Genomic DNA, 1,634 nt, shown 5'->3' with positions numbered 1-1,634 from the left:
TATGCGATTCCTGAAAAAAGTACACAGTTGATTGAATATTACTGGGACTGTATACCGGTCATTGGATTAAGACCTGAGAGTGTACACACCCGAAACGGGTTAGGTGCCAACTCATATACAAATATACGCATTTATTACTAATGAGTACACACTTATTTTGCAAGTCCTCCACGGTCGTAGGACTTCTCCGATCGAGGCGGGAGAGGCCCCGCCCCCACCCCCTTTTGGGGGTGAGGGGCCTCTCTCGCATCCTTCCCTTTGGACAGTAGAGGATTAGGGTAGTCAGGCAGAAGCATTTGCATGGGTGTTTTCATCCCTATTGCCCGATGGGGACGAGCTGTATTGTAGATCATAACGCTTGTCTTTACTGCTGACTTAGCTTGCTCAAAGTCAAGCAGTTCGAGGTTGTACAAGAAGTCGTTCTTCAGTGTCCCGTTCAGCCGCTCTGCCATGGCATTATGGAGGGGATCTCCGGTCTGTGTAACGCTGGTTATGATGCCGTACTTAGCCTCTAACTCGGTCATTTCCTTTGAGATATACTGACATCCGCGGTCACTGTGGAAGATCAAGCCCTCAAGTGGATATCCGTGCTTTGTAAAGAAGAGTATGGACTGCTTTAGAGCATTGAGGGGACCTTCTGTCGTGAGGGTCTTGCGGAGGTCAAACCCGGTGATGATCCTGCTGTAGGCATCCATTGTAAGTGACAGATAGACAAAGCCTTCTAACGTCTTTACGTAGGTGATGTCGGAGACTAAGAGGCGGCAATTGTCCGGCGCGATGTACTTTGGGATCGTATTGACATGATCCTCAAAGCCATGATTTACGACCCCTCTTGTCGTCCGAGGAGGGCGCTTCTTCTTGGTCTCTCTCAATAGCATGTTGTTGGCATCCAAGAGCTTGGACAGCCAGTCTCGACCCACAGGGAAAATGTCACGGAAGTATTCATTGGACAACTTGTGGAGTACGGCTACACCCGCCCTCGGCAACTTCTCTCGCTGTCGACGGCAAAAGTAGAGTACTGCGCTCGCTTTGGTGGACTCATCGTAGCCCTCTGTGGTGCGATGAGCAGCCTGAGCCTTTACTCTATTGTAGTAGCCTTTTCTGCTGACACATAGGTGTTTGCAGCACTTGCTCACACCGACTGCACGACCACCTATATTCTTATCTTTCATCTCGCCCACTAGTCTAAATCGTTCTTTTTTTTTAGATCAATGTGATACTTGGCGGACAGGTAGTCCAAGGACGCTTTTTTGATCTCGCACTCGATTTGCGACTCTCGAAGCCTTACCCTAAGCTCCTCACACTCACGCTCTTTCTCGATAAGTTTACGCTCGATGTCGCTGATATTCTTACTCATAACCTGCTCTCTGATTTGTTTTGGGGTTGTGACCCCAAAGGTACTGGTCCAGCGGGAAATGGTTGTAATCGGCACGTCGTGACGCTTACTTAGTGCCTCGAGAGTCTCGCCCGTACATACCATTTCGCGCAAGACTTTTAATTTAAACTTGTCGCTGTAGCTCCTCTGTTTTAGACCCGTTTTTTGGCTCTTCCGAGAGGTTTCTCCCGACTTTTTCGCTTCATTCTTGTTGTTCATTTCTGCTCCTCTATGTGTGTACTTTTCTAGGACACCACAC

Annotated in this window: 2 protein-coding genes; both read right to left on the bottom strand. The window is 48.6% G+C overall.

Features of this window, described 5'->3' with window-relative positions:
• Positions 1-152: 152 nt before the first annotated feature.
• Positions 153-1,172 (bottom strand): IS3 family transposase, encoded by a 1,020-nt coding sequence (locus B088_RS08165; protein WP_038974060.1) that lies wholly within the window; start codon positions 1,170-1,172, stop codon positions 153-155.
• A gap of 8 nt (positions 1,173-1,180) precedes the next feature.
• The coding region (locus tag B088_RS08160; RefSeq protein ID WP_018107937.1) for a transposase at positions 1,181-1,634 on the bottom strand (454 nt) is incomplete at its 5' end.

Source organism: Porphyromonas bennonis DSM 23058 = JCM 16335 (assembly GCF_000375645.1).
Lineage (GTDB): Bacteria > Bacteroidota > Bacteroidia > Bacteroidales > Porphyromonadaceae > Porphyromonas_A > Porphyromonas_A bennonis.
Note: the sequence above shows the minus strand (reverse complement) of the source record. Positions and strands in the feature narration are given on the sequence as shown.